The sequence below is a fragment of the Flavobacterium psychrophilum genome (genome assembly GCA_001708385.1).
Lineage (GTDB): Bacteria > Bacteroidota > Bacteroidia > Flavobacteriales > Flavobacteriaceae > Flavobacterium > Flavobacterium psychrophilum_A.
In genome coordinates this window covers 3,700,043-3,721,289 of sequence record CP012388.1, presented here as the reverse complement: position 1 = coordinate 3,721,289, position 21,247 = coordinate 3,700,043, and the positions used below count along the sequence as shown (strand labels likewise).

Below are 21,247 nucleotides of genomic sequence, written 5' to 3'. Positions count from 1 at the left end.
AAACAAACATTTCAAGCTATGAAAAATTATAATATAGAGAAATCCGAAGCTGAGTGGAAACAAGAACTTGGCCTTGAACGATACAAGATATTACGCGAAAAAGGAACTGAATTTCCACATTCAGGAAAATATAACCTTGCTTTTGATAAAGGTACCTATTGTTGCGGTGCTTGCGGCGAAGCACTTTTTGAAAGTGATTCTAAGTTTCAATCCAGTTGTGGATGGCCGTCTTTTGATGAGTCTATCCCAGGAAAGGTAGAATATATAAAGGACACTACCCATGGAATGCTGAGAACAGAAATACTTTGCGCTAACTGCGGGAGTCATTTAGGACATGTATTTGATGATGGCCCTACCGAAACGGGACAACGCTACTGTGTAAATTCTCTTTCTGTTGACCTAAAGCAAGAGTAATGGATCTCTTTAACGAAGGCACCGACTGGCCAAAAGCTTTAAAACCACTGATTGCTGAATATAAGGGCAAGGAGCATCCATTGCACTACAAAAACATCTACCAATTACTGGTTATGGTTGTCTTGGCTGCACAGGATAGTGATGCCAATATAAATAAAGTAACGGTTGACTTCTTTAAAAAATTTCCTGACATGAAAGCTTTATCGAAAGCCAATAGTGCTGAATTGCATGAATACCTCGCCAAAGTACGTTTCAACGGAAATAAAATTGCCTGGCTTCAGGAAATTGCAGAAACTGTTAAAGAAGATAAGAATATCCCTAAAACAATGAAAGAGCTTGTTGCCCTCAAAGGTGTAGGCAGAAAATCTGCCAACGTCATAATGCGGGAAGCGGGCGTAAATGCAGAAGGCATTTTAGTAGATCTTCATGTACTTCGTGTTGCACCCCGCCTTGGTATTACTACTGATGGTGACGCCACAAAGATTGAAAAACAATTGATGCAAAAACTTCCGAAAGATATGTGGGGAGAAGTTGGTATGGCACTTTCATTCCTTGGACGTGAAATTTGCAGGCCAACAAACCCGAAACACAGCGAATGTATACTTAGCAATGTTTGCGAATATTGCCAAAAACATAAATCATAGTTCTCGTTCCGCTTAAGCGGCAGAATATCAGTTGTAGTCCTCACTCCGTTGCGGACTGTAGCTACTATCTCTAACGCAAAAAAGAGAAGCTGATTAGCTTCTCTTTTTTAGTATATCTTGATAAGGTCTCCGGCAGCAGTAAAAGTTGCTGTAGTATCTACACCATCTTTTGTCAGTACCAGTTTGTACTCTCCATCATCGGCTTTGTGTGCCTCTTTTATGGTATAAGTGCCGTAGCTTTTCTTAATCTTATCTAGCGCTTCTTTAGAAACCTGCGAAACTTCTATTTTTTTGTATTGTTTTTCCTGATATACGGAAACAACTTCATTGTTTTCTATAGTAACTGCAGCTGTTGCAGATACCCCCGCCATAACAGCTAAGGCTAAAAATAAATTTTTCATGGTGCGTTTTATTTAGTAATATTCTCAAAGTTAACAAAGACACCTTATGATAGCCACTTAAAAACTATTAAAATAATCCTAAACTTTCACAAAACAAAAAACCCTTCATCGTAAAGATGAAGGGTTTTCAAAAGAAAGGCGATGACATACTCTCCCACAAACTGCAGTACCATCTGCGCAGGCGGGCTTAACTTCTCTGTTCGGGATGGGAAGAGGTGAGCCCCGCCGCAATAACCACCTTAAGTTTTTAAGGCAATAGGCATCAGCCATAAGGCATCTGCTCTCTTGCGCGGTCCATAGGTCTTTTGGCTTATGCCTGGGAACTAATGGATAATATCTTAACATACTGAGATAAAAATAAGTATACTTGTTTAGAAAGTTCTCTCCCCGCCCAAGGGCGGGGAAAAGAGGCGTACATAAGCTTACAGGTTATTAGTACTACTCGACTATGACATTACTGCCTTTACATCTATAGCCTATCAACGTGGTCATCTTCCACGACCTTTAAAAGAAATCTCATCTTGTGGTGGGTTTCGCGCTTATATGCTTTCAGCGCTTATCCCTTCCAAACGTAGCTACTCTGCGGTGCTCCTGGCGGAACAACAGATACACCAGAGGTTTGTCCGACTCGGTCCTCTCGTACTAGAATCAGATCCACTCAAATTTCTAACGCCCACAGTAGATAGAGACCGAACTGTCTCACGACGTTCTGAACCCAGCTCGCGTGCCACTTTAATGGGCGAACAGCCCAACCCTTGGGACCTTCTCCAGCCCCAGGATGTGACGAGCCGACATCGAGGTGCCAAACCCCCCCGTCGATATGAGCTCTTGGGGGAGATCAGCCTGTTATCCCCGGCGTACCTTTTATCCTTTGAGCGATGGCCCTTCCATGCGGAACCACCGGATCACTATGCTCTACTTTCGTACCTGATCGACCTGTATGTCTCTCAGTCAAGCTCCCTTATGCCATTGCACTCTACGCACGGTTACCAAGCGTGCTGAGGGAACCTTTAGAAGCCTCCGTTACTCTTTTGGAGGCGACCACCCCAGTCAAACTACCCACCAAGCAATGTCCCCCACATAGCGGGGTTAGGCCTCAGATAAGCAAAGGGTGGTATTTCAACAATGACTCCACAACGCCTGGCGACGCCGCTTCAAAGTCTCCCACCTATCCTACACATCACTTATCCAAGGTCAATACTAAGCTATAGTAAAGGTGCACAGGGTCTTTTCGTCCCACTGCGGGTAATCGGCATCTTCACCGATACTACAATTTCACCGAGCTCATGGCTGAGACAGTGTCCAGATCGTTACACCATTCGTGCAGGTCGGAACTTACCCGACAAGGAATTTCGCTACCTTAGGACCGTTATAGTTACGGCCGCCGTTTACTGGGGCTTCAATTCAATGCTTCTCCGAAGATAACATCTCCTCTTAACCTTCCAGCACCGGGCAGGTGTCAGGCCCTATACTTCATCTTACGATTTTGCAGAGCCCTGTGTTTTTGATAAACAGTCGCCTGGACCTTTTCACTGCGGCCAGCATTGCTGCTGGCGACCTTTCTCCCGAAGTTACAGGTCTATTTTGCCTAATTCCTTAGCCATGAATCTCTCGAGCACCTTAGGATTCTCTCCTCGACTACCTGTGTCGGTTTACGGTACGGGTTCTTATAATCTAAGTTTAGAAGCTTTTCTTGGAAGCCCTTAGGCGCACTATCACTTTGTCCGAAGACTCCGTGTACTATCGTATTTCACCAGTCCCCGCGCATTTAACTACGGGGCCTATAGCTAGGTACTTTAACGAACTATTCCGTCAGTTCGCGGCGCTTTCATCACTCCGTCACTCCATCACAACTATAAGAAGTACGGGAATATTAACCCGTTGGCCATCGACTGTCCCTTTCGGGTTCGCCTTAGGTCCCGACTAACCCTCAGCTGATTAGCATAGCTGAGGAAACCTTAGTCTTTCGGTGTGCGGGTTTCTCGCCCGCATTATCGTTACTTATGCCTACATTTTCTTTTCTAAGCGGTCCAGCAATACTCACATATCACCTTCAACCCCCTTAGAATGCTCCCCTACCACTTGCAGTAAACTGCAAATCCATAGCTTCGGTACTATACTTATGCCCGATTATTATCCATGCTCGTCCGCTCGACTAGTGAGCTGTTACGCACTCTTTAAATGAATGGCTGCTTCCAAGCCAACATCCTAGCTGTCTGGGCAGACAAACCTCGTTTTTTCAACTTAGTATAGATTTGGGGACCTTAGCTGATGGTCTGGGTTCTTTCCCTCTCGGACATGGACCTTAGCACCCATGCCCTCACTGCTGGTTATCATTATATAGCATTCGGAGTTTGTCAGGAATTGGTAGGCGGTGAAGCCCCCGCATCCAATCAGTAGCTCTACCTCTATATAACTAGTGTCCAGCGCTGCACCTAAATGCATTTCGGGGAGTACGAGCTATTTCCGAGTTTGATTGGCCTTTCACCCCTACCCACAGGTCATCCGAAGACTTTTCAACGTCAACCGGTTCGGACCTCCACTATGTGTTACCACAGCTTCATCCTGCCCATGGGTAGATCACACGGTTTCGCGTCTACCATTACTGACTAAAGCGCCCTATTAAGACTCGCTTTCGCTACGGATCCATAACTTAATTACTTATCCTTGCCAGCAACGGTAACTCGTAGGCTCATTATGCAAAAGGCACGCCGTCACAGAACAAGTCTGCTCCGACCGCTTGTAGGCGCATGGTTTCAGGATCTATTTCACTCCGTTATTCACGGTTCTTTTCACCTTTCCCTCACGGTACTGGTTCACTATCGGTCTCTCAGGAGTATTTAGCCTTAGCGGATGGTCCCGCCAGTTTCAGACAGGGTTTCACGTGCCCCGCCCTACTCAGGATACCACTATCTATTACATTTGTTACCTGTACGGGATTATCACCCTCTATGATTAACCTTTCCAGGTTATTCCAGTTCCTCATGCATAAAATATCGTGGTCCTACAACCCCAATATTGCCGTAACAACATTGGTTTGGGCTGTTCCGCGTTCGCTCGCCACTACTTACGGAATCACTTTTGTTTTCTTCTCCTCCGCCTACTTAGATGTTTCAGTTCAGCGGGTTTGCCCTCCTATCGGAGTACTATGTCTTCAACATAGTGGGTTGCCCCATTCGGATATCTACGGATCAATTCGTGTGTGCCAATCCCCGTAGCTTTTCGCAGCTTATCACGTCCTTCTTCGCCTCTGAGAGCCACAGGCATCCCCCATGCGCCCTTATTTTGCTTATTGTACTTTTTTTGTGTTACATATAGCAACACAAATGTGCTTTCTATATTTTTCTACTTTGTATTTATCTCAATATGTCAATGAACTGTGGCGCGCCGCCACTGGCAATTAATTCCAGTGTCAGACTTTGCCTGGTGGAGAATATCGGAGTCGAACCGATGACCTCCTGCGTGCAAGGCAGGCGCTCTAGCCAGCTGAGCTAATCCCCCGTATTTAGCTGACAGTTAACAGTCTTTAGTTAACAGTCCTATACGGTTCGTCACTAAATAGTGCAACTCATCTTCTAAAATTTCCTTCTAAGTAAATGAGCGAAGCTTATAGTAGTCCCGGGCAGACTCGAACTGCCGACCCCTACATTATCAGTGTAGTACTCTAACCAGCTGAGCTACGAGACTATTTATTTTTCAGCTCTCTTTACTTTAAATTTTTGAACTAACAGCGAGAATAAAACCTATTTTTCTCATAATTATTAACCAAGCGGTCGTGTCTCTAGAAAGGAGGTGTTCCAGCCGCACCTTCCGGTACGGCTACCTTGTTACGACTTAGCCCCAGTTACCAGTTTTACCCTAGGCAGCTCCTTGCGGTCACCGACTTCAGGTACCCCCAGCTTCCATGGCTTGACGGGCGGTGTGTACAAGGCCCGGGAACGTATTCACCGGATCATGGCTGATATCCGATTACTAGCGATTCCAGCTTCATGGAGTCGGGTTGCAGACTCCAATCCGAACTGTGACCGGTTTTATAGATTCGCTCCTGGTCGCCCAGTGGCTGCTCTCTGTACCGGCCATTGTAGCACGTGTGTAGCCCAGGACGTAAGGGCCGTGATGATTTGACGTCATCCCCACCTTCCTCACGGTTTGCACCGGCAGTCTTGTTAGAGTTCCCGACATGACTCGCTGGCAACTAACAACAGGGGTTGCGCTCGTTATAGGACTTAACCTGACACCTCACGGCACGAGCTGACGACAACCATGCAGCACCTTGTAAGTTGTCCGAAGAAAAACCTGTTTCCAAGCCTGTCAACCTACATTTAAGCCCTGGTAAGGTTCCTCGCGTATCATCGAATTAAACCACATGCTCCACCGCTTGTGCGGGCCCCCGTCAATTCCTTTGAGTTTCAAACTTGCGTTCGTACTCCCCAGGTGGGATACTTATCACTTTCGCTTAGCCACTCAGTATTGCTACCAAACAGCTAGTATCCATCGTTTACGGCGTGGACTACCAGGGTATCTAATCCTGTTCGCTCCCCACGCTTTCGTCCATCAGCGTCAATGTATTGTTAGTAACCTGCCTTCGCAATTGGTATTCCATGTAATATCTAAGCATTTCACCGCTACACTACATATTCTAGTTACTTCACAATAATTCAAGTTCTACAGTATCAATGGCAGTTCGATAGTTGAGCTACCGGATTTCACCACTGACTTATAAAACCGCCTACGGACCCTTTAAACCCAATGATTCCGGATAACGCTTGGATCCTCCGTATTACCGCGGCTGCTGGCACGGAGTTAGCCGATCCTTATTCCTACAGTACCGTCAATCTGGCTCACGAGCCAGGGTTTCTTCCTGTATAAAAGCAGTTTACACACCATAGATGCTTCATCCTGCACGCGGCATGGCTGGATCAGGCTTGCGCCCATTGTCCAATATTCCTCACTGCTGCCTCCCGTAGGAGTCTGGTCCGTGTCTCAGTACCAGTGTGGGGGATCTCCCTCTCAGGACCCCTACCCATCATAGCCTTGGTATGCCGTTACCACACCAACTAGCTAATGGGACGCATGCTCATCTTGTACCGATAAATCTTTAATGATAAAGGGATGTCCCCTCAACATACTATAAGGTATTAATCCAAATTTCTCTGGGCTATCCCTTTGTACAAGGCAGATTGCATACGCGTTACGCACCCGTGCGCCGGTCTCAAGGCCCGAAAGCCTCTACCCCTCGACTTGCATGTGTTAAGCCTGCCGCTAGCGTTCATCCTGAGCCAGGATCAAACTCTTCATCGTATATTTTTAATATTTTTACGACCTTATATGCTAGGTTTTTTTCTTATGATAATCAAGATCTTACTCTCTCTTATGCTGTCAATCCAATATGTCTATGAACGTGTTCTTCTTATTTATTTCCACTTAACAAACTTTCGTTCTCAAAGCGGCTGCAAAAGTACAACTTCTTTTTAATCCCGCAAGCTTTTTTGAGAAAAATTTTCTCAAAATTCTAACAGATAAAAATCAATCCCAGTCTTGCAATGAACCCCAATTCCTCGCGGTTTGGGAGGGCAAAGATAATATCTTTTTCCTTTACAAAACAAGCCTTTTTAAAACTTTTTTTTATCCGCTATGAAACACCTTAATTAGTATCCCCCTTGCGTATCAGTCTGTCAATGTACTTCTCTAATGCGGGTGCAAAAGTACCATTATTTAAACCCTATCCAAACTTTAAATCACCTTTTTTTAATCTTTTTTTAACACCTATCCTTAACTCATTGGTTACGCGGTTTTTGACTACGAAAGTTTTTTCGCTGTTATATGTAAACACGCAAAGGAAACATGGAGTTTCATAAAAAAGCATTTACACTACTCCTTATATATATTATAGTATACCGCAAACACCCTAGCCCCGATAGAGCCGGTATCCTCGAAGCAAAGCGGAGAGATTAAGGCGATAGCGGGAAATGGCTCCTGAAAAAACACTCTATATATAGGTGTAATAAAAAATCCCGGACCAGCCGGGATTAAACTACACTACATACGGGTTATATTTTACTAAACTCCTCTATACATAGCTTAGCGTACACCTTTGTTATCGCCAAAGCTTTTTTCCTGGCCTCAGAATCTTTTTCCATTCCGTGCTTTTTAAGGAAGTTTGCTGCAACATTTTCGTATTCTTTTTGCAATTCGGTTATAAACGCCTCCAGCTTTGCACCCCCGGCAGATATATAGGTGTCGTTATTGAATTTATTTAAGAAATCTCTATGCACTTCACGGCATGCCGTCTCCAACTGTTCCTTTAACTCCTTGAATCTAGAATTCATTATTTATCCCCTTAACTATTTTTTGTGTGAATTGTTGGGCAAAATAACTTCAGATCAGATTAAAGGCAGTTATAAAATTTAACTGAAATTTAATAACATTATACTTATAAAATCTAAAAACAAAAAAGCCCGTAGATTACGGACTTTAACACTATATAAGCGACACAACTACGCTACAGTTATTTTACTATATGTATCTAAACACTTTTTTGCATAATTTTTTGCAATTGCTTTTATACGTCGTAGCGCCTCAACATCTACATGAAGTTCGTTGTCGCGAATAAAAACCGACTCTACCTGGTCGAACTGCATTTGTATCAATTCCAAAAAAGCCGCAAGCTTTCCGGGACCTCCTGCTTCGTATGTGTTTTTATACTGTAGGGTCAAATCTGAAACCGCATCATCGCAGGCACAGTCAAAACGTTTTTCTAAATCTTCATAATTAAGCGCCATATCGTATTTGAATTAGTGATTTAAAGATATGCAATAATTTTAAATTTACGAAACCACTATTTACATATCATTTTACTGAAATAAAAAAAGCCTCTCATTTCTGAGAGGCTTCCTGCTTAGGGGTGAATGAGGGGTCTCGAACCCCCGACCTTCGGAACCACAATTATAAGGAAGCCTACAGCGATAAGATTGTTAAATGATTTTCAATGTTTTACACACAAGGATTTTACCTTATCGTATGCAGATTTATATACATTATTTATTCTTAAGATTTATTGTAAGGAGTTATAGTACTTAAATAATGTTCTCTTTTAGACTCTCTGTCGAGATCGGAAAGTACGAAGTCAATTAAATTTTTTAGCATTTGTAAATCAAATTGTTCAAAGATTTTGAAATAATGAGTTTGATCATTACCTAACCAAACAGCTCTCTCAAGAATTTTTTTAATATCACCCTCAAAATAATCCTTTACAATCGCTGTTAAAGTTTTTCCTTTAATTTGTTCGACATCCGTTGGATTTTTCGATACGGCAAGATCTTTGACTAAATACTCTATTGCCTTTCTGTACCCCATACCGGCTATTTCATCCAAACCTTCTTCTTCAGCTTTTAAACTTTGTAAATACGTTTTCTCAAACTTGCTAGGTACGGTGGGATCTAAGCCACTCATTAACGTTCTTATTGCATTTGGAAATTCAGGTAACAATGGATTACTATCAATATATCTTAAAAGACTATAACAATTGTCCTGGTATCTATAAATATTCTCAGTGATTATCACACGATCACAGCCTTTGTTGTGGCATCTACTAATTACTAAATAAGTCCCCTGTTCGCCCTCATATTTATCAAATACATTTAAAATAGTTGATATTTGAGTAACATGACAATAGCGACAAACATGGGGTTTCTCTACTTGTGCACCTTTAAAATTATCGTAATATTTCATTATCTAATCTCTAAAGTCAATTACTTCAGCAGAATACTTAATTTCATCTGTCTTCAATATTAATGCTTTACCGGTTGGGTATTTATCCTTTGCAATTTCTACAAGCCTGCTAATAGCGCGTTTGTAAGTACCATCGGAATTAGATCCAAATCCTAACTTGACCTCACCTATAACTTCATATTTTGCAACCGGTTTGCTATCTGCAAATATTAATATGCCGTCACGCTCTACCACTTCAGCAGCATTTCTTTTAAGATCTGAAATTTCTTTAAATGAATAAGCCGAAACTAACACTAATGATAGCACGGCCAGTAATGTAATTTTTCTCATAAGATAATTGGTTTATATAATTGGGTGGTTTATTCAATTTCTATGTATTATCCAGCTGGCTACGATGCCTGAGACAGCTGGCCTTTCAGATTTGAAATTATATCTTTTTGACTTTCTATAAGATCCTTCTGTGTCTCAATAAGTTCTACTTGCATAGCAACTTTACTTTTAAGTTCAGCAACTAAATTTTCACTACCCCCATAGTTCAAATTTGGTGCTTCGCTAACTATACCATCATTCACCGATTGTTTGTTATAAACACTTTCAGACAAATCAACATTTATAAAATCATCAATCTTGATTTTATGATAAGCACAAATTTTCTGAACTGTCTCAATTTTAGGCAAACTCTTACCCAAAATATACTGATTTATAACTCCTTTTTTTAAGTCAAATATTTCTCCATATACATCCTGACTGAGATTTTTCAGTTTAACAAGGTAAGAAATATTTTGCGATATAAAATTTTTCATAAAAATATTCGGAAACAAAAACACTGATAATCAGTATATTATAAAATACACCGAAAAATAATATTACTTTTTCCGAATAATAATTGAATATTCCGAATAATAATACTAAGTTTGTCTGTATAAATATAGTCATTAAAATTATTGATATGGCAAAGTTGAAAGAAACCACTCAGGAAAAGAAGCTGAAGCGTAATAAGGGAGTTTTAGCCCAATACAATGCTTTAAAGCAAACTATGACTACAAGAGATGCACAGCCAATAGTTGCAGAGATGTTTAATATATCTGAAGATACGGTTAAGAAAATTCTTTTCGATCCCAGCTATTCATGTTCTCCCCTTCCCCAACCTGTTCCAACAAACGTTGCAACAACTGGTGAACTAAAAACCATGCCAATTTAACATATTTAATAAGAAAAGTAATAATGCTTCTAGCTGAAACTGCATATAACATTTTCCTTGCTCTCCCTGATGGGGAAAAGGAAAGGCTGTATGCTATGATGGAAAAGGAGCGTAAACCCAAACCTGTTAAATTAACAAAAAAAAGTAATGTATGGACGGTTGAAGAATGTACAGAAGTTGTTTTACCACTAATGAAGCAACGCAGGAACCAGCGTATTAATGGAAGTAAACTCAGAGTGATTAAATAAAAAAAGGTGTGGTACCACCCACACCTACCCTTTTAACCTCAAAACACCTGTTAGCGCAGGTAGTTCTGAAATTAGCTACAAAAATACTGATTAAAATTTAGTTTCCCAATTGTTAACACATTTATAACAAAAAATCTGCAACGAATGTTGCAACCCTTTTAACCACAAAACAATATAGTTATGAATTTACTAACCTATGTTCCTAATGCCGGCCGTATGCCTGTATTAGACCTACTACCTACCCTTTTACAAAAACCAGTTAACTTACTACAAAATCTTCCCTGCGTTGCCGGTGTTATCTCCGGCAAGCAGCAGGGGTTTTCGACCTCTTTCCTTATCATTTTTGATGAAAAGTTCCAAATGGATGACAAGCGCGTATTAAAGTGCTTTGATCAACCTGGACTAACCTTAACCGGGTTCTCAAAATTATGTGATTCCAAGCTTATGAAGATCACAGTTAAGAAATCTAAACAGTTTATCAACTAAAAATACTGGGCGCAAGCTTTAACTCCCTTGATGCTGTCCCGCCATTGTGCGGGACTGCGGAAAGGTTAACACGATAAACTATGCAGACTTTCAAAAACACAAAGGATCTATCGCTACAAGCGTTCCCGAAATCGCCTGCCGATTGGGCTACTAACCCCATTATAGTATTTAGTATGCCTGTGGAGAAATCCATTGAAAAAGGTGACAGGATCTATTGCGCTATAAAGATGGTTACTACTGGCCCGAACTCCGGAACCATAAGGGAGATTTATTATTACATCAAAGAAGTACAGGAAGTAAAGCGCAACGAAAGTTGCCTTGATCTAACTATAACCGCGAAAGCATCACGATTAGAAATATGAGAAGTACAGAACCCAATTCTATTGCCGGGCATCTGACAGCTGCTAAACTATTTGGCTACCAACCCGAAAAGCAGCTGCCTGAAGCAAAAGCATCAGTATTGCAAAATGACACTGTTGTTAAAGCCGTTTATCCGGCTATAAAAGACAAATCTTTTGCAATGACAATGGATAACTACCGCAAATTTGTATCGGAATATAACATCAAAGTAAAGGATGCAAACACGCTGATAGACAAGCATAATGCGGCTGTTCAAATATACAAAAAAGATAAACAACTTGCTGACTATGAGAAAGATATTTTAGTCAATTTTCTATTGCGTAATGCTCATTTAAATGCATGGGAATATAATGAAGAAATTGATCAGGCGGGAGAAATATTCGGCCGGTTCTTAGAGAAACGCCGCATACAAACTATTAAGCCCTTTGCTGAACAGGTATTTCAGAATATGTTGCATCTGTATAATAAGCAGCTTATGAAGCGTAACGAGCATTATATGCGCTTTGCAATTCGCGATGAAAGACCGATCCAGTACATGGAGATAAACGCATACCAGGTTACAACTATCAAACGTCCGGAGAATGATGTTATCTCGCTGCCCATCTGCAACAAGACGGTACGTAATCACAGGGCGCGTTTACAGGAGGCCGGCATAATAATAGACTATACCTTCTGCGGTACAAAAAGAGGCATTAAATGCCATATAAATCCCGAAATTTTGGTGATTTTAGATATGCATACTAAAGAAATTACCTCTACTGAAAATCAGCTTCTTAACCTCTCCAAAGGGAAAGAGTTACCTAATTCCAAAGAGACTACCAGAACATTTTTAGAGGAATATAAGAAAAGTGAATCGGCTACGCCTGATTTTGGTTATAAGGAGTTGCCAAAGGCAACAACCTCTTTTGTCCACCAGAACATTTTCTACCCAAACACTGGGATGCAAGTTGAGAAAAGCAAACTGGGGGGGCGCGTCGAAAATGTTAAAGTTTCAAATACTCTGAGCGACAATCTACGTGAACTCATCATGCACCCACAGGATCTGGCCGAAAAGCTTGCAGCCGGGCATTTTAATAACTACATCCCTATTGATAAACGACTGTTGTTCAAAGAAGCGTATTCAGGAACGCTCACCCGATTGGAATTCCGCGAGTTGGTAATACAGGATTTCTTTAAGTCGGCTGCAAAATTGTACCGCTACAGCACAGCATTTGCCGGATCTTGGAAAAACGCCATCAATTCGTACATGAACTACAAATTCTTAACCTACAACGGCGTTGAATTTAATAAATCAGTTGTTTTTGAAGACATTACACAGCTTCGTTGGAGGCTAGAGGATGCCCGAAAGTGGTTTGCAAAACCTAATGTAAAGGTTTCTGTTCTATACCCTTCGTCTTATTTTGATTTTACCCGCAATACAAAAAAAGAGGTTGGTTTTGAATACACCGCTAAACGTTGGGATCGTCACGTTAAGGAACTTGAAAAACTACCGGCTAAAAAACGTAGGACTGAAAAAAATGCTGAAAAGCGTAAAGAACAGATCAACCACACCAAGAAATATGAAGATGCGGTAAGGTTATTCCTGAAAGGTAAAAAGGATTTCCATTGGCTTACTGACTATATCGAAAACAATTTGCCAATATCATTTTACCGATCCCTGAGATATACACTTGAAAGTTTACAAACAACTATAAACGCTTAGCTATGCCAGTATTTGATAAAGAGAAAGCCAGGATCAAGATGGTCGCATTTACTAAGAATGGTTACAACAACATTCGTTGGTATAGCCTTGCTAAGTATGATAAAGCATCAACTTTTGCCAGTGATGAAAAAATTATTAACGGAATGATGCGACGTCTTAAAGACTTCTGCAACATGGAAATAGTTCAAAAGGTCGTTTTCTATGACAATAAAACAGATCAGGCAATAAGAGAGTTTAACGGATGAAAAAGCTAAAACTAACACAGATAGACCCCGCCGAAATTGAAGTGTTGCAACATGAGTTGGAACAATATTCAAAAATTGAGGAGTTAGGTTTGAATCATTGGGGTACGAACGACTTTTTAAACGCCCTTCTTACTGTGGATATCGCATTACGACTTTGGTTTACGCTGCGAGGCAGGATTGAAAGCAGTAAAGAGTTTTTCAATCTCAGCTTGAAAGTATCTGAAGCGGTAATAGTACTTAAATGCTGCACATGGCAGCGACACGGGCGCAACGAGTACGAAAAGAATGTAGCAGAAAAATATAAAGGCCTGTTGGCCGAACAATTAATGAACATCATATAAAAAGAATATCAACCGGTTATCAGCTTTACTATATGGAAACTCAATCCCCCTTAAAAAAATTACCCCAATGCGCTACAAAGTCGGAATTAATGGACTGGTATTTAGCAAGCAATTATACTGCCGATACTATACGCAAGGGAATTAATCAAATTATTTCTGATGTGCGAGGCCTTCCCATGAGTGAAGCTAAGTATGTAAAAAATATTAGGGCTAGAGAGCTTACAATATTTGTTGCAGAATTTGATGTACCGGTCGGTTTCAAACTATAACTATAAAACCCTTTTAACCATGAAATTTATGAAAATCGTAGTAACGTTAGCTGTGCTATTAGTGCTAATTATTGCAGGCTATTTAATGCACGGATCAGCTGCGGCCTTTTGGTCGTTTGTATGCTGCTCCCTTGGCTTTGCCATTTGTGCAATGTGGAATCTCAAAAACACTGAAGTATAATGGAAAGTAATCACATTAATATCGGCGGCACTCGTGACACTTATGACATTGAAGTTATTTATGAATCCGTGACCGATCAGGAAAATGCCAGCGCAGAAGTCGGATAACCCACTGCATGCCGAAATAAACAAGTATTTCAACATTTCGGTATACGAGTTTAATAGCGTTGCAATTGTTGATGGCAAAAAAGTCAACACTTACACTTACGAGGGCATCAACTCCGCAAATGAAGTTGCAGCATACATCGCAGATGAACAACTTAAAATAAAGCTTTTTAATAAGGTTTTAGACAGCGGAGTAGACAAGTATACCACTTTTATCAGAAAGCGTCTTAAAATCGTTTTTTACTCAAAATAACTTTCAAAAATACTAGCAAATATGAACACACCAAACTCTGAATTTTATAAAAGCAGCCTGCAAAAGGCTGTGATACTCTCCATTACAACAACCGTTGCAATTGTTGTTGCATTCTTCTCAATTGATTGCCTTGCGGGTAAAGCTGAGATAGTAACCGGCTATGTTGTCGAAAAGCAATATGAATCTGAAGTTACTCCTTCTTTAGGCCGTCAGATCCAGCACCCAAAAGATATAAAACAAGCAGATCCTAACTATGTCCTAACGATCAACAACTCCTATGGGGAAATGTTGTCTATAACAGTTGATCAGAATTTCTACTACTCCGCTGAATTAGGCCAAGAGGTTAAATATTTTTCACAAAGAGGATTTATTACAGGTTGGTTCTGGAATAAGGAGTTAATCTACTGATCTAGGAATGGATTTGTTTTAAACGAAGTGCGTAAGCAAAAAAAAATTGAAAGATTTGAAAACCAAGGATAGCTGAATTTCGTAAATACCAAAAAAATGTCAATCAATTGCTGCCCCCAAAATTAAGAACCCGCCCCCTTCGCGGGTTCTTTAGTTTTATATATAATATAGGCGTGTAGTATGTTCCGTTACTTTAATTTCCGCAGTATGGCCGGTCTTTACGCTAACTTCATATATGTGTACATTTTATGAAAATATTAGGGATTCTATAAATATATTTTAACGGTTGTACAGATAATTTTGCGTCGGTAAAACTAACTTTAAGCTTGGCGGTCACTCATAGCGCAATTTGTAGTGGCTGCCATTTCCAAGTAATAGTAAGTTAAGAGTAATTTGTAGTAAGTTAAGTATAGAAAGCCCCTTTTTAGGGGCTTTCTATATTAAAAAACCCCGCCATACATCATGTGAATTTTAAATGAATTCGGTAAAATATTGTCTTAGTAAAATTGAATACTCCTTACTAAGTTCGCCATATCTTCATCGAAGTTTTATAGAACGGGCAATTATCAGTAAAAAATTTTCTACGTACACTGTCTAAATTGCTTTTAATCTCGACATGCTCCCCATCCACTAACCTAAATAATATAAAATTGTATTCTATTAAATTATACTCAGGAATGTTTCTAATTGCGCAATATTGCATAAATGTACCATGACGAGTTGTAATTTTATATAAGACAAAATCGTAGTCTTTATTCTTTTTTAGCTTTAACGTAAGAGGGAGACTTTTTTTTGAAGGTAAGGGCAAAAAATTACTTAAAGGATCTGTCAAAGATTCAAGGGCTATACCATCTATAAAATTCACTCCATCGATATTTACTGTCGGAACCTTAGCTAATTCACTTAAGTGAATCTGTTCTATCTGTATGTCATACATCGGGTAATTTGACATGTTTTCTAAGTCCAGCATATAGCTATCAGTTTTCGAACCGCCAAACTTAATCTCAGGAGTACCATCACCAGTTACGTGCTTAAACATTTCAATTTGAGCTTTTATAACATCACCATTCGATTTAATAATGTCGTCTGATTTAGCGTTGAGTTGTTGGCTCAATTTAAAGTTTTCAAGGTTTGCTGCAGCTAATGAGTCAGTTTTTGCACTATTCTTTTGAGTTTCATACAGCAAACTAATATTAGCCTTCCTTAAATCTTCTTGAAACCTATCTGCGGATTCTTTCTCACGGGTAGCTTCTTCTTCAGCTTTTATTTTATCGTTCTCCTGTTCAATAATTGTATATATAGTAACAACCGCTGTCATCGCGGCTAATAGTATTGGTAACCACATTTTTGAAAAAATTTTATTTATTGGGTAGATACTCATATATTAAATTTCTATTACGAAGTTAATAATAATCCTACTAAAAAAGTTTCATTGCCAAATAAAAAACCCCGCCTTCCGGCAGGGTTTACAAAACCTAGTAACAAAAAAAATGTTATTGTTCAGGGTTAGATTCTTTATCGTGTCCCTCAGTTTTTACAATCTTGTTGTATAAACCTAGTAGCAGGAACGGAGCTGCCCACTGGCCAACAAATAATGCTGTCTTATCTCTACCTGCAATTTTAAGGCCTGCAGATACAGCCATTGATCCCAACGCGCTCCATAGGAAAACGTCTGAAGGGATTTTTGATGTTTGTTTTTCGATTGCTTTGGCAGTTTTGCCTTCTGTTTGGTTGTTGTCTCTAAAAGCCATAATGATAGTTTTTATTATTGATACTTTCAAAGCTACAAATCAACAGGTTAAACACTTTATAGGGATACGTTAAGAAGTGTTGTAATAAAGTTAATGTAGGATAGTGTTGTAATTTTTGCGTAAAATTATATAAAATCGATAACCCGGCGCTTGTCTATCTTAGCGAAATAGAAAACGAATTGGGGTTGATAACCAAATTGTGTTTATTTATTGGTATTAAAAATCCCGCCATTTTTGTGGCGGGATTTTTTTATTTTATCCTTTTGGTGGGTAAGGGTCGTCTCCATAAGTATGCTCTGTTTGTATCGTACCATCCGCCTTATGAATAATCACCTGGCTTGGCATTCTGTTTTGCGCTAACTCGACTGTTCTCTCAAGTACTTCTTCTTTATTTTTGCCGGTAACAGATGCCCTTAACGCATCTTCCAGTCTTCCTTCCCAGCCATCTTCAGCCGGCAGGACATGATAAATTTTTCTGTTTTCTGACATAAGATGTTTTATTTATGGTCTCATAAAGTTATAAAGTAGAAAAATAGGGTTAAAATTATATGGCGATTTTTATAATTTTTTTAACGTTGCATTGTAGTTAAGGATATTCTAAATCAATAGTTTGTCAATATTATACATACTAACTTTAGTATCTTTATAAACATACTACTACAATGGAAAAATATATAGTTGCTTTTAAGTATAACGGCTTGTTATCGTTATCTGAAGATGAAGAGCAGGCGGTAATTGAAGCGCCTATTACATTATTACCAATGCTGCAGCAGGGCGACTTTGAATTTTTAAGCATTAATCATTTGTTTCCTTCTGAACGCACAGAACATTCCTATTATGATCCGACCGGATCCCGAACCTGGACAATAGTTGAAGTTAAACTATTACTTACGGATGAGGAAGCTAATGATACTGAAGCTTTACTGCAAAAAGTTACGGACGACCTTATGCAGCAGAAACTTATTTTGGAGCGTATAGATGAAGAATTATTAAGCGATGAGATCCTGGAGCAGGCACACCTTATTGCCGGTGAGCAGGAAGAACTTTTGGAAGACACAGAAGTAGAAGATATTGATACAATTTCCCAGACTATTATAACATTCTCCCATCGTGATAGGAACCGCCGTTACCTGGTACAGTTAAAATATGAAGGACAGCTCGAAGCAGTTGAACAAAATGCAAGTGATGATCATATTATCAAAGAACTCACTATGCATATGCAAAGCGGTGATACTGTAGCGTTGGTTACGTACGAGCTCACACACGCAGATGAAATTGACAATCATAGTGATCAGGATGGCAGCAATGAAAATGCTACGTATTTTGAAATACGATTATTAGTTAATGAGTTTGCAGTTGACCTGCATGATCTTGAATCAGTGTATTATTATATTATCGGGCAGCTAAGCCACTGCAATGCGGAGATCACTCATAAATATTACTGTGGCGAAGCACCGCTACTAAAAACAGTTATAGGTATCGACCTGCACTGTGACTTTCAATCTATTGAGTTTGATGATAGTGATGATTTAACGCAACAATTATAACAATATGGCAACTTACATTATTATAAAAATTCCCGGAGGGAAGGAAATAAAGTATGATTGGGGGCAGTATGAAGCCTTTGATAAATTGGTTACTGCTGTAAATATTACTTTAACTAATCCTGATAATGAGATTCAAATTCATGATAGGTCACCTTGGGATGAAGTAATTGAAAAGCTTAACCAAACTAAAGGCTTTCATGTATATGGTATAATTCATGTTCATTTTCCACCGGAACTAGACCAAAATGAATATATAAGTTTTGCCAGGAAACATCTTGAAACTCTTAAGGTCGGCGCTATTGAACTATTAGCAAAAACGTATACAGTCCAACTACTACGACTTGGGACATATATTGAAAATGTAAAGTCCAATGGTCATATGTATGATGCTGAAGGTAATTTAAAGGAAGGATACAAAGGTTAACCGGCGTTAAAAAGATCGATCTGCCCAGGGCCATTATTTAAGTGAAATATTTTCGCATCCAGTTCTATTTCTGTACGGCTGTGGTACGGCTCTAAAATATCGTTGCGCAGCCATTGCTGTTCTTCATCCCTATGCAACACTACCGGCATCCGCTTTGCACTATTGTGAATTTCTGCCATCAATGTATTTGCTGAAGTTGTTAGCAGTGTAAAAGTAACCTCATTACCAACAACATTATAAAGGCCTGCAATCGCAAAAGGTTTTCCATCCTTCGCAGTAATTCGGTATGGTACCTTATCAACTGCCTGTTTCCCTATCATCGGTACATGTTTATACTCGATGAAACTTTCAGCCAAAATGAGGCAGTGTTTAGTTACTGAATCTTTGTACGACGCTTTTTGGTGAGCTTCTTCAACTTTCGCATTTAAAGTATTGGCAGTTTTATAAAATTCTTTCCGATCCTTACGCGCACCCCATGCCGGTACTAAACCCCATGTTCCCATAATGATCTCATTCGGGTTTTCATCCAGAATAATTGCGCATTCTGGGTGATCGAATCCGAATAGGTATTTCTTTGGATTAAATGCTTCAGGTCTGCCAAAACGGGCATTAAACTGTTTTTCTGCGAAGGGTAATTCAGGTTCTTGAATTTTATAGCACATAACTTTAAATTTGGGATATTTAAAGTTAAAGTATTTATGTAAACCCGTTGTATAACATACTGTTAAATGGTTACATGGTACAGTTTATTTCAATAATCTCATCAAATTTTGTTGTAGCACGTTTTGATAGGTTGCCACGCTTCATTTTAATAGGTTCTTTGGGGTCTTGGCTTCCTAACATCACTGTATGCCTCCCCTGACGTTTATTAATTGAATCCATTACCTTCATCAAATGGCTTTCACCCGGCTTTTCGTTTCGGAATAATGCAAGTTGTGGGCTTCCTGCCGGGGTGATCTTACTTAGGCCAACTACTACTTTTTTGTACAGATATCCTTCTTTATGGATCATTCGTATACCCTGAGTTGCAGCCTTACTAATTTGAATACTGCTATCAGTAGCGAAATCCAGTTTGATAACTACACTACTAAAATCCTGTTCCCTATCAGTTCTGAAATAATTTGTTTGCACCTGGACAAAAACCTCTTTGCAATGGCTGTTGTCTTTACGTAGTTTTTCGGCAGCTGTCACCGCATACGTTGAAGCGCGCTCGATTAGATAATTTATATCGTTGGTATTATTTGCGAATGACTTAGACGATATAATATGTTTTTTTGGTTTGATATCTTCAAAGAAAAGTGATTGTTCTCCCGAAAGGTCTCGCTGCAATCTAATACCAACAATCGTCATATGCTTCTGTACCCATCCCTGCGGCACACTATTTACGAAGTCAAACGCATTGCGAATACCCATCGCATCCAGTCGTTTAGTATGCTGGCGGCCAATACCCCAAATATCTTCTGTTTTTGTCCACTTTAACGCCCAATCCCTTTTTGCTTCAGTGTCAATAACGCACACACCGTTAAGTTCAGGAAACTTCTTTGCAATTTTGTTGGCGATTTTTGCAAGTGCTTTAGTCGGTGCGAAACCTACACAGACAGGAATACCTGTGTACTGCTTTACTGTTTCCCGTATTTCCTTTCCAGTTTCTTTAAGGCTGGCGTATTTAAATCCAAAATATTTTTGAAAAACTTCGTCGATACTATAGCGTTCAGTTTCGGGTGAAAAGTCACAAAGCATATTGTACACACGTTGGCTTATATCGCCATACAATTCGTAATTGCTTGAAAGGAGATCTACCTGGTATGCAGATAAAATATCTTTAATTTGAAAAGGTGGCGCACCCATAGGTACACCCAAAGCTTTAAGTTCTGCACTTCGAGCTATGATATTACCATCATTATTGGAAAGTACACCAACGGGCTTACCATACAACTTTGGGTTGTAGGCAATTTCACAGGACGCAAAGAAGTTATTGCAGTCCACAAGGGCGTACATTTCATTTGAATTCATTCCGGTTTTGTTATGGTGTACATTACACGTCCGATTGCTAAAAAATCGGTTGGCATATTTTCTTTGTTATAAACAAGTGTTTTAAAACGTTTGTTTTCCGCTTTTAATTCTACCCTATCGTCAAAGATGTAAAGGCGTTTGCATAAAAATTCACCGTCAATCTGGAAAATGCCGATCTGTCCATTTTCTACTTTCACAGCACGGTCTATTATAAGAATATCACCTTCTTTTAATCCGGCATCTTTCATACTATCACCTTTAACCTTTCCATAGATGGTAGCGTCCTTATGTTTTACTAGTTCTTCATCTAAACTGATGAACTTATCCATATAATCATCACTAGGCAACGGAAATCCGTGTGATATGTCTCCAACAAATGGAAGATGCACAGGATTTGAAGTATCAGCTGTATAAAATTCTATAGTTTCAGTACGGTTTTTCATCAACAACAAAATTAAATTACAATTGCAACTGTTGTTGAAATGCCGGCACAAAAAATTATCAACAGGTAAAACCCTTTGTTT

26 protein-coding genes, 2 tRNA genes and 3 rRNA genes are annotated in these 21,247 nt (G+C 39.6%); 14 read left to right on the top strand and 17 right to left on the bottom strand.

Features of this window, described 5'->3' with window-relative positions:
* Window positions 1–18: 18 nt before the first annotated feature.
* Together ALW18_16505 and ALW18_16500 are read left to right on the top strand one after the other, a co-directional pair.
* Window positions 19–414 (top strand): methionine sulfoxide reductase B, encoded by a 396-nt coding sequence (locus ALW18_16505; GenBank protein AOE53962.1) that lies wholly within the window; start codon window positions 19–21, stop codon window positions 412–414.
* Entirely contained in the window at window positions 414–1,058 is a 645-nt protein-coding gene (locus tag ALW18_16500; GenBank protein AOE53961.1) for a DNA lyase, read from the top strand. The genes ALW18_16505 and ALW18_16500 overlap by 1 nt, the downstream gene beginning before the upstream one ends.
* A gap of 107 nt (window positions 1,059–1,165) precedes the next feature.
* Here ALW18_16500 and ALW18_16495 read toward each other — a convergent pair whose 3' ends face one another.
* From ALW18_16495 to ALW18_16445, 11 genes are all read right to left on the bottom strand, one after another.
* Window positions 1,166–1,459 (bottom strand): hypothetical protein, encoded by a 294-nt coding sequence (locus ALW18_16495; protein ID AOE53960.1) that lies wholly within the window; start codon window positions 1,457–1,459, stop codon window positions 1,166–1,168.
* Between the two features lie 133 nt (window positions 1,460–1,592).
* A 5S ribosomal RNA gene (locus tag ALW18_16490) occupies window positions 1,593–1,701 on the bottom strand.
* A gap of 167 nt (window positions 1,702–1,868) precedes the next feature.
* Window positions 1,869–4,757 (bottom strand): 23S ribosomal RNA (locus ALW18_16485).
* Between the two features lie 126 nt (window positions 4,758–4,883).
* Window positions 4,884–4,960, bottom strand: a tRNA-Ala gene (locus ALW18_16480).
* A 109-nt stretch (window positions 4,961–5,069) separates the two neighbouring features.
* Window positions 5,070–5,146: transfer RNA gene (locus ALW18_16475), tRNA-Ile, on the bottom strand.
* 89 nt (window positions 5,147–5,235) lie between these two features.
* Window positions 5,236–6,761: ribosomal RNA gene (locus ALW18_16470) — 16S ribosomal RNA — on the bottom strand.
* Together the 16S, 23S and 5S rRNA genes with 2 tRNA genes alongside form the textbook arrangement of a ribosomal RNA operon.
* Window positions 6,762–7,509: 748 nt before the next feature.
* On the bottom strand, window positions 7,510–7,788 hold the full coding sequence (locus tag ALW18_16465; protein AOE53959.1) for a hypothetical protein: 279 nt from the start codon (window positions 7,786–7,788) through the stop codon (window positions 7,510–7,512).
* Between the two features lie 168 nt (window positions 7,789–7,956).
* The gene (locus ALW18_16460) at window positions 7,957–8,241 is read right to left on the bottom strand and encodes a hypothetical protein (GenBank protein AOE53958.1); all 285 of its coding nucleotides are present in this window, start codon (window positions 8,239–8,241) and stop codon (window positions 7,957–7,959) included.
* Window positions 8,242–8,506: 265 nt separating this feature from the next.
* Window positions 8,507–9,004, bottom strand: coding sequence for a hypothetical protein (locus tag ALW18_16455; GenBank protein ID AOE54456.1), 498 nt, complete (start codon window positions 9,002–9,004; stop codon window positions 8,507–8,509).
* A gap of 189 nt (window positions 9,005–9,193) precedes the next feature.
* Complete coding sequence (locus tag ALW18_16450) at window positions 9,194–9,520, bottom strand: hypothetical protein (protein AOE53957.1); 327 nt, start codon at window positions 9,518–9,520, stop codon at window positions 9,194–9,196.
* Between the two features lie 59 nt (window positions 9,521–9,579).
* Window positions 9,580–9,993, bottom strand: coding sequence for a hypothetical protein (locus tag ALW18_16445; protein ID AOE53956.1), 414 nt, complete (start codon window positions 9,991–9,993; stop codon window positions 9,580–9,582).
* Between the two features lie 146 nt (window positions 9,994–10,139).
* Between ALW18_16445 and ALW18_16440 the strand changes: the two genes are divergently transcribed.
* The 10 genes from ALW18_16440 to ALW18_16395 all read left to right on the top strand — a co-directional run bounded on the left by ALW18_16440 (window position 10,140) and on the right by ALW18_16395 (window position 14,988).
* Complete coding sequence (locus ALW18_16440; protein AOE53955.1) at window positions 10,140–10,391, top strand: hypothetical protein; 252 nt, start codon at window positions 10,140–10,142, stop codon at window positions 10,389–10,391.
* A 23-nt stretch (window positions 10,392–10,414) separates the two neighbouring features.
* Window positions 10,415–10,639: a hypothetical protein gene (locus ALW18_16435; protein AOE53954.1), complete on the top strand. Its 225-nt coding sequence runs from the start codon at window positions 10,415–10,417 to the stop codon at window positions 10,637–10,639.
* Between the two features lie 216 nt (window positions 10,640–10,855).
* Window positions 10,856–11,125 (top strand): hypothetical protein, encoded by a 270-nt coding sequence (locus tag ALW18_16430; protein AOE53953.1) that lies wholly within the window; start codon window positions 10,856–10,858, stop codon window positions 11,123–11,125.
* A gap of 80 nt (window positions 11,126–11,205) precedes the next feature.
* A complete protein-coding gene (locus ALW18_16425; GenBank protein AOE53952.1) occupies window positions 11,206–11,487 on the top strand; it encodes a hypothetical protein in 282 nt (93 codons plus the stop codon).
* Window positions 11,484–13,187: a hypothetical protein gene (locus ALW18_16420; protein AOE53951.1), complete on the top strand. Its 1,704-nt coding sequence runs from the start codon at window positions 11,484–11,486 to the stop codon at window positions 13,185–13,187. The genes ALW18_16425 and ALW18_16420 overlap by 4 nt, the downstream gene beginning before the upstream one ends.
* Window positions 13,188–13,189: 2 nt before the next feature.
* A complete protein-coding gene (locus tag ALW18_16415; GenBank protein ID AOE53950.1) occupies window positions 13,190–13,432 on the top strand; it encodes a hypothetical protein in 243 nt (80 codons plus the stop codon).
* Window positions 13,429–13,773 carry a hypothetical protein gene (locus ALW18_16410; protein ID AOE53949.1) on the top strand — a complete coding sequence of 115 codons (345 nt, stop codon included), beginning with the start codon at window positions 13,429–13,431 and terminating at the stop codon, window positions 13,771–13,773. Before ALW18_16415 ends, ALW18_16410 begins: the two co-directional genes overlap by 4 nt.
* A gap of 32 nt (window positions 13,774–13,805) precedes the next feature.
* The gene (locus ALW18_16405) at window positions 13,806–14,042 is read left to right on the top strand and encodes a hypothetical protein (protein AOE53948.1); all 237 of its coding nucleotides are present in this window, start codon (window positions 13,806–13,808) and stop codon (window positions 14,040–14,042) included.
* Window positions 14,043–14,307: 265 nt separating this feature from the next.
* Entirely contained in the window at window positions 14,308–14,580 is a 273-nt protein-coding gene (locus tag ALW18_16400) for a hypothetical protein (protein AOE53947.1), read from the top strand.
* A gap of 21 nt (window positions 14,581–14,601) precedes the next feature.
* The gene (locus ALW18_16395; protein AOE53946.1) at window positions 14,602–14,988 is read left to right on the top strand and encodes a hypothetical protein; all 387 of its coding nucleotides are present in this window, start codon (window positions 14,602–14,604) and stop codon (window positions 14,986–14,988) included.
* 520 nt (window positions 14,989–15,508) lie between these two features.
* Here ALW18_16395 and ALW18_16390 read toward each other — a convergent pair.
* From ALW18_16390 to ALW18_16380, 3 genes are all read right to left on the bottom strand, one after another.
* Window positions 15,509–16,333, bottom strand: coding sequence for a hypothetical protein (locus ALW18_16390; GenBank protein AOE53945.1), 825 nt, complete (start codon window positions 16,331–16,333; stop codon window positions 15,509–15,511).
* A 148-nt stretch (window positions 16,334–16,481) separates the two neighbouring features.
* Complete coding sequence (locus ALW18_16385) at window positions 16,482–16,739, bottom strand: hypothetical protein (GenBank protein AOE53944.1); 258 nt, start codon at window positions 16,737–16,739, stop codon at window positions 16,482–16,484.
* Window positions 16,740–16,994: 255 nt separating this feature from the next.
* Entirely contained in the window at window positions 16,995–17,228 is a 234-nt protein-coding gene (locus ALW18_16380) for a hypothetical protein (protein ID AOE53943.1), read from the bottom strand.
* Between the two features lie 173 nt (window positions 17,229–17,401).
* On the opposite strand from ALW18_16380, the gene ALW18_16375 reads away from it, so the two are divergent.
* Both ALW18_16375 and ALW18_16370 read left to right on the top strand, forming a co-directional pair.
* Window positions 17,402–18,286: a hypothetical protein gene (locus tag ALW18_16375; protein ID AOE53942.1), complete on the top strand. Its 885-nt coding sequence runs from the start codon at window positions 17,402–17,404 to the stop codon at window positions 18,284–18,286.
* A 4-nt stretch (window positions 18,287–18,290) separates the two neighbouring features.
* Window positions 18,291–18,710, top strand: a complete 420-nt coding sequence (locus ALW18_16370; protein AOE53941.1) for a hypothetical protein — start codon at window positions 18,291–18,293, stop codon at window positions 18,708–18,710.
* Here ALW18_16370 and ALW18_16365 read toward each other — a convergent pair.
* The 3 genes from ALW18_16365 to ALW18_16355 form a co-directional block, all read right to left on the bottom strand.
* A complete protein-coding gene (locus ALW18_16365) occupies window positions 18,707–19,372 on the bottom strand; it encodes a hypothetical protein (GenBank protein AOE53940.1) in 666 nt (221 codons plus the stop codon). The genes ALW18_16370 and ALW18_16365 overlap by 4 nt on opposite strands.
* 70 nt (window positions 19,373–19,442) lie before the next feature.
* The gene (locus ALW18_16360) at window positions 19,443–20,708 is read right to left on the bottom strand and encodes a hypothetical protein (protein ID AOE54455.1); all 1,266 of its coding nucleotides are present in this window, start codon (window positions 20,706–20,708) and stop codon (window positions 19,443–19,445) included.
* An 11-nt stretch (window positions 20,709–20,719) separates the two neighbouring features.
* Entirely contained in the window at window positions 20,720–21,166 is a 447-nt protein-coding gene (locus ALW18_16355) for a hypothetical protein (GenBank protein ID AOE53939.1), read from the bottom strand.
* Window positions 21,167–21,247: the final 81 nt, after the last annotated feature.

Coding starts and splice junctions, on each gene's coding strand:
- ALW18_16405 (AOE53948.1), top strand. CDS start 13,806: ATGGAAACTCAATCCCCCTTAAAAAAATTACCCCAATGCGCTACAAAG.
- ALW18_16420 (AOE53951.1), top strand. CDS start 11,484: ATGAGAAGTACAGAACCCAATTCTATTGCCGGGCATCTGACAGCTGCT.
- ALW18_16445 (AOE53956.1), bottom strand. CDS start 9,993: ATGAAAAATTTTATATCGCAAAATATTTCTTACCTTGTTAAACTGAAA.
- ALW18_16505 (AOE53962.1), top strand. CDS start 19: ATGAAAAATTATAATATAGAGAAATCCGAAGCTGAGTGGAAACAAGAA.
- ALW18_16370 (AOE53941.1), top strand. CDS start 18,291: ATGGCAACTTACATTATTATAAAAATTCCCGGAGGGAAGGAAATAAAG.
- ALW18_16500 (AOE53961.1), top strand. CDS start 414: ATGGATCTCTTTAACGAAGGCACCGACTGGCCAAAAGCTTTAAAACCA.
- ALW18_16410 (AOE53949.1), top strand. CDS start 13,429: ATGAAAAAGCTAAAACTAACACAGATAGACCCCGCCGAAATTGAAGTG.
- ALW18_16355 (AOE53939.1), bottom strand. CDS start 21,166: ATGAAAAACCGTACTGAAACTATAGAATTTTATACAGCTGATACTTCA.
- ALW18_16415 (AOE53950.1), top strand. CDS start 13,190: ATGCCAGTATTTGATAAAGAGAAAGCCAGGATCAAGATGGTCGCATTT.
- ALW18_16400 (AOE53947.1), top strand. CDS start 14,308: ATGCCAGCGCAGAAGTCGGATAACCCACTGCATGCCGAAATAAACAAG.
- ALW18_16495 (AOE53960.1), bottom strand. CDS start 1,459: ATGAAAAATTTATTTTTAGCCTTAGCTGTTATGGCGGGGGTATCTGCA.
- ALW18_16390 (AOE53945.1), bottom strand. CDS start 16,333: ATGTGGTTACCAATACTATTAGCCGCGATGACAGCGGTTGTTACTATA.
- ALW18_16365 (AOE53940.1), bottom strand. CDS start 19,372: ATGTGCTATAAAATTCAAGAACCTGAATTACCCTTCGCAGAAAAACAG.
- ALW18_16360 (AOE54455.1), bottom strand. CDS start 20,708: ATGTACGCCCTTGTGGACTGCAATAACTTCTTTGCGTCCTGTGAAATT.
- ALW18_16425 (AOE53952.1), top strand. CDS start 11,206: ATGCAGACTTTCAAAAACACAAAGGATCTATCGCTACAAGCGTTCCCG.
- ALW18_16430 (AOE53953.1), top strand. CDS start 10,856: ATGCCTGTATTAGACCTACTACCTACCCTTTTACAAAAACCAGTTAAC.
- ALW18_16380 (AOE53943.1), bottom strand. CDS start 17,228: ATGTCAGAAAACAGAAAAATTTATCATGTCCTGCCGGCTGAAGATGGC.
- ALW18_16435 (AOE53954.1), top strand. CDS start 10,415: ATGCTTCTAGCTGAAACTGCATATAACATTTTCCTTGCTCTCCCTGAT.
- ALW18_16465 (AOE53959.1), bottom strand. CDS start 7,788: ATGAATTCTAGATTCAAGGAGTTAAAGGAACAGTTGGAGACGGCATGC.
- ALW18_16395 (AOE53946.1), top strand. CDS start 14,602: ATGAACACACCAAACTCTGAATTTTATAAAAGCAGCCTGCAAAAGGCT.
- ALW18_16385 (AOE53944.1), bottom strand. CDS start 16,739: ATGGCTTTTAGAGACAACAACCAAACAGAAGGCAAAACTGCCAAAGCA.
- ALW18_16375 (AOE53942.1), top strand. CDS start 17,402: ATGGAAAAATATATAGTTGCTTTTAAGTATAACGGCTTGTTATCGTTA.
- ALW18_16460 (AOE53958.1), bottom strand. CDS start 8,241: ATGGCGCTTAATTATGAAGATTTAGAAAAACGTTTTGACTGTGCCTGC.
- ALW18_16440 (AOE53955.1), top strand. CDS start 10,140: ATGGCAAAGTTGAAAGAAACCACTCAGGAAAAGAAGCTGAAGCGTAAT.
- ALW18_16450 (AOE53957.1), bottom strand. CDS start 9,520: ATGAGAAAAATTACATTACTGGCCGTGCTATCATTAGTGTTAGTTTCG.